This window comes from Methylobacterium ajmalii (assembly GCF_016613415.1).
GTDB classification, from domain to species: domain Bacteria; phylum Pseudomonadota; class Alphaproteobacteria; order Rhizobiales; family Beijerinckiaceae; genus Methylobacterium; species Methylobacterium ajmalii.
Genome location: NZ_JACWCT010000132.1, coordinates 1 through 3,954, shown reverse-complemented (window position 1 = coordinate 3,954; position 3,954 = coordinate 1). Strand labels below are relative to the sequence as shown.

The 3,954-nt window shown below is 77.9% G+C and carries 4 protein-coding genes and 1 pseudogene; all 5 read left to right on the top strand.

The features are described from left to right. A pseudogene (locus HPY23_RS24775) lies at nucleotides 1-236 on the top strand (DUF4381 family protein); the annotation flags it as partial. 5 nt (nucleotides 237-241) lie between these two features. After that, nucleotides 242-1,210: a VWA domain-containing protein gene (locus HPY23_RS24770; protein WP_091882865.1), complete on the top strand. Its 969-nt coding sequence runs from the start codon at nucleotides 242-244 to the stop codon at nucleotides 1,208-1,210. Nucleotides 1,211-1,220: 10 nt separating this feature from the next. Continuing rightward, complete coding sequence (locus HPY23_RS24765) at nucleotides 1,221-2,141, top strand: VWA domain-containing protein (RefSeq protein WP_091882868.1); 921 nt, start codon at nucleotides 1,221-1,223, stop codon at nucleotides 2,139-2,141. Next, nucleotides 2,141-2,965: a hypothetical protein gene (locus tag HPY23_RS24760; RefSeq protein ID WP_236017703.1), complete on the top strand. Its 825-nt coding sequence runs from the start codon at nucleotides 2,141-2,143 to the stop codon at nucleotides 2,963-2,965. Before HPY23_RS24765 ends, HPY23_RS24760 begins: the two co-directional genes overlap by 1 nt. Continuing rightward, nucleotides 2,959-3,954: BatD family protein (locus HPY23_RS24755; RefSeq protein WP_200649689.1), on the top strand; the 996-nt coding region annotated here is incomplete at its 3' end. The genes HPY23_RS24760 and HPY23_RS24755, both read left to right, overlap by 7 nt.

Genomic DNA, 3,954 nt, shown 5'->3' with positions numbered 1-3,954 from the left:
CCCGCGCCCTGCCGCCCGCCGAGCGCCGCCTCGCCCTGGCCCGCCTCAGCCGGCGGCTCGCCCGCAGCCTCGGGGTCGAGGGGCCGGCGGGGCTCGATGCCGCCCTGCGCACCGACTTCTTCGGTCGCGGCCCCGGCCGCGTCCTGACCGAGGCCCTCTACGCCCCGGGGCCGGTGCCGGACCTGTCGGCCGCCGAGGCCGGGCTCGCCCGCCTCGTCGCCGGCCTGCGGGCCTGACGGCGATGGCCGGCCTCGCCTCCCTCGACTTCGCGGCGCCGCTCGCCGCCCTGCTGCTGCCGCTGCCGCTTCTGGCCGCCCGCTTCCTGCCGCCGCGGCCGGGGGGCAGCGGGGCGCTCGCCGTTCCCGCCTCCCTGGTCGCCGGGCTCGACCGCGGCGGGCCGCTCACCGTCGGGGTGCGGGGCCGCGCGGCTCTGACCTGGCTCCTCTGGGTGGCGCTCGTCGCCGCCCTCGCCGGTCCGCGGCTGGTCCTGCCCGGCGCGGCGTTGCCGGCCTCGGGGCGCGACATCGTGCTCGCCCTCGATCTCTCGGGCAGCATGGAGCGGATCGACTTCGCCCTCGACGGGCGCACCTCCTCGCGTCTCGCCGCGGTCAAGCGCGTCGGCGCCGACTTCATCCGTCGCCGGACCGGCGACCGGGTCGGCCTCGTGATCTTCGCCGACCAGGCCGACGTCGCCGCCGCGCCGACCTTCGACACCAAGGCCGTCGCCCGGGCGCTGGAAGAGGCGCAGATCGGCCTCGTCGGCCGCTCGACCGGCATCGGCGACGGGCTCGGCCTGGCGCTGAAGCGCCTGGAGGCCCTGCCGGGTCCCTCCAAGGTGGTGGTGCTGCTCTCGGACGGCGCCAACAATGCCGGCCAGACCACCCCGCGGGACGTGGCCGTGCTCGCCCGCGAGCTCGGCGTGCGGGTCCACACCATCGCGCTCGGGCCCCGCGACCTCGCGGACGCGAACGGCGAGCAGGACGTGGTCGATTCGGAGGCGCTGCGCGACGTCGCGACGACGAGCGGCGGCCGCTTCTTCCGGGTGCGCACCACCGACGACCTCGCCGGGGTCGCCGACAGCATCGACGCCCTCGAGGGCGGGCGCGACCGGGCTCCGCCGGTGCCGCTGCGCCGCGACCTCTGGCCCTGGCCCGGCGCCGTGGCCCTGCTCGCGGCGCTCGCCCTGCTGCTGACCCGGAGGGCGGCGTGAGGACGTGTCCATGACCGAAGCCGTCACGCTCCTGCGCCCGTGGTGGCTCCTCGCCCTGCCGCTCCTCGGGCTGCTCGCCTGGCGCGCCGCCCACCGCTCGGCGCCGCTCGGCGATTGGGTCCGGGCGGTCGAGCCGCACCTGATGGCGGCGCTCGCGGCCCGCGGGGCGGTGCGGCCGGGGCGCCGGGGCGGGCAGGTTCTTCTCGTTCTGGCCGGCGCCCTCCTGGCGCTCGGCCTCGCCGGCCCGGCGCTGGAGCGGCGCGACGTGGCGGGCTTCCGCAACCTCGACGCCACGATCCTGTGCCTCGACCTGTCGCGCTCGGTCGCCGAGGGCGGACGCCTCGGCGAGATGCGGGTGCTGGCCCAGACGCTCGCCGAGGCCGCCGGCACCCGGTCGGTCGCCCTCGTCGCCTATGCGGGCGACGCCTACCTGGCCGCGACGCCGACCACCGACCGCGATTCCCTCGGCACGATCCTGTTCGCCCTCGACGGCGCCACGGTGCCGGACCGCGGCAGCCACCCGGCCCGGGCACTCGCGCTCGCCCGCCGGACGCTGGCCGAGGGCGCGGTGGTGACCGGCGACGTGGTGCTGGTGAGCGACGGCGGCGGCCTCGACGAGGCCGCGACGCGCGAGGTCGCCGCACTCGCCGCGGACGGCCACCGGCTCCACACCGTGCTGGTGACCGATCCCGCCCTGCCGCCCGAAGCGCCGCGGCCGGACGGCGCCGGGATGGCCCGCCTCGCCACGCTCGGCGGCGGCAGCGCCGGCAGCCTCGACGCCCCGGCTCCCGTGCTGGCGGCAATCTCCGAGACGCTCGCCCGCCACCTCGCCGAGGGCGGCTACGCGGTGCTGGCCTGGCGCGACCTCGGCCGCTGGCTCGCCGGCCTCGCCCTGCTGCCGGTCCTGCTGCTGTTTCGGCGGAGCGCCTGATGCGGATCGCGCTTCTCGCCGCCGGCGGCCTCGTCCTCGTCGGGCTGACGATCGAGCCCGCGGCGCTGGCCCGCCTCCTGCTGGGTGCCGGGATGCCGGGCCTCGCCGCCGCGATCAGCGACGATCCGGCCTGGCGCGGCACCGCCCTCTACGCCGCCGGCCGCTACGCCGAGGCCGCCGAGGCCTTCGCGGGCTCGCCCTACAACCGCGGCAACGCGCTGGCGCTCGCCGGCGACCTCACGGGCGCGATGGCCGCCTACGACGCGGCGCTCGTCCGCGACCCGTCCGACGAGGACGCCAAGGCCAACCGCGAACTGATGGCGCGTCTCCTCGACACGCCCGACGCTCCCGGCGGGCGCACCGCCGGCGAGGCCAACGCCCAGGCCGACGCGACGACCCGCTACGCCACCAAGACCGAATCCGACGCCAACGATGCCGGCACCGCCTCGACCGGCGAAGGGCTGGCGGGCCACCGCGAGGCCTCCTCGGCGGCGGACTCGCCCGGCAATTCCAAGGCCGCCCGCACCGGCAAGGCCGAGCAGCGGGCGGTCGATCCCGGCCGCGGCCAGGCCCGCGGCTCGGCCAGCGACGCCGAGGGCGGCGGGCGCCAGGGCGGCGGCAATGCCAGCGTGTCCGAGGTGGTGGAGCGCGAGGTGCGCCGGGTCTCGAAGAGCTTCGAGGCCCGGGAGATCCGCCCCGACCGGCACTGGCTCGCGACCCTGCCGGACGATCCCGGCCGCTTCGTCCGCCTGCGCATCCTCGCCGAGCAGACCCGCCGGCGCGCCGACGGCACCGCCGTGCAGCCCGGGAGCAACCCATGGTGACGCCATCCATGGTGAGGGGAAGCGTGCTCGCGCTGGCGCTCGCCGCTCCCGTGCTCCTTGCCGCGCCCGCCCGGGCGCTGGAGGACGGCGACCTCACCCTCACGGTCACGGCCGAGACCCCGGGCTCGGCCGAGCCCTATCCGCGCGAGATGGTGCTCCTGCGCATCCACGGGGTCTACCGGGCCCAGATCGCGCTCGAGGAGCTGCGCCAGCCGAGCCTGCCGCATTTCGGCTGGACCCAGCTCGGCCGCGACCGCTGGTCCCGCACGACGATCCAGGGCCAGGAGGCGCGCAGCTTCGAGCGGGTCGTCGCGGTGTTTCCGCAAGGGCCCGGCCGCTTCACGGTCGATCCCTTCGTCCATCGCCTGACGCTCGTCGACAACGGCGAGCGCCGGGTGGTCGAGGTCCGCTCCCCTCCCCTGCCGATCGCGGTCGCGGCCTGGCAGGGCCCGGGCGGGCCCGACGCGGCCGAGCCCTGGTGGCTGCCGGCCCGGGATCTGACGGTGACCGACGCCTGGGAGCCCGAGCCCGAGACCCTGAAGCTCGGCGAGCCGGCGCGCCGCACCGTGACGCTGGAGGCGAGCGGCCTCACCGCCGACGCCCTGCCGCCGCGGCCGGTTCTGCGCACCCGCGGCGTCCTCACCTTCGCCGGCCCGGTCGAGCGGCAGACCCGCATCACCCCGGCGGGTCCCGTCGCCCGGGTGACCTATCGCTGGGACGTGCGCCCCGGCGTGCCCGAGCCGATCACGCTCTCGGCCATCACCATCCCGTGGTTCGACACCAAGGCGCGGGTGATGCGCGAGGCCGAGATCCCGGCCCGCATCATCGGCGGCCGGACCGCAGCCGTGAAGGCGGGCCCGCCCCCCGCCCCGGCCTCGCCCTGGCGGGCGCTCGCCGCCGGGCTCGCCGCGTTCGGCGTCGGCCTCGGTGCCTGGCGGACGTTTCGCCGCCGCGAGGCGCCGGCGGCGCCCGCCCTGCGGGCACTGGCC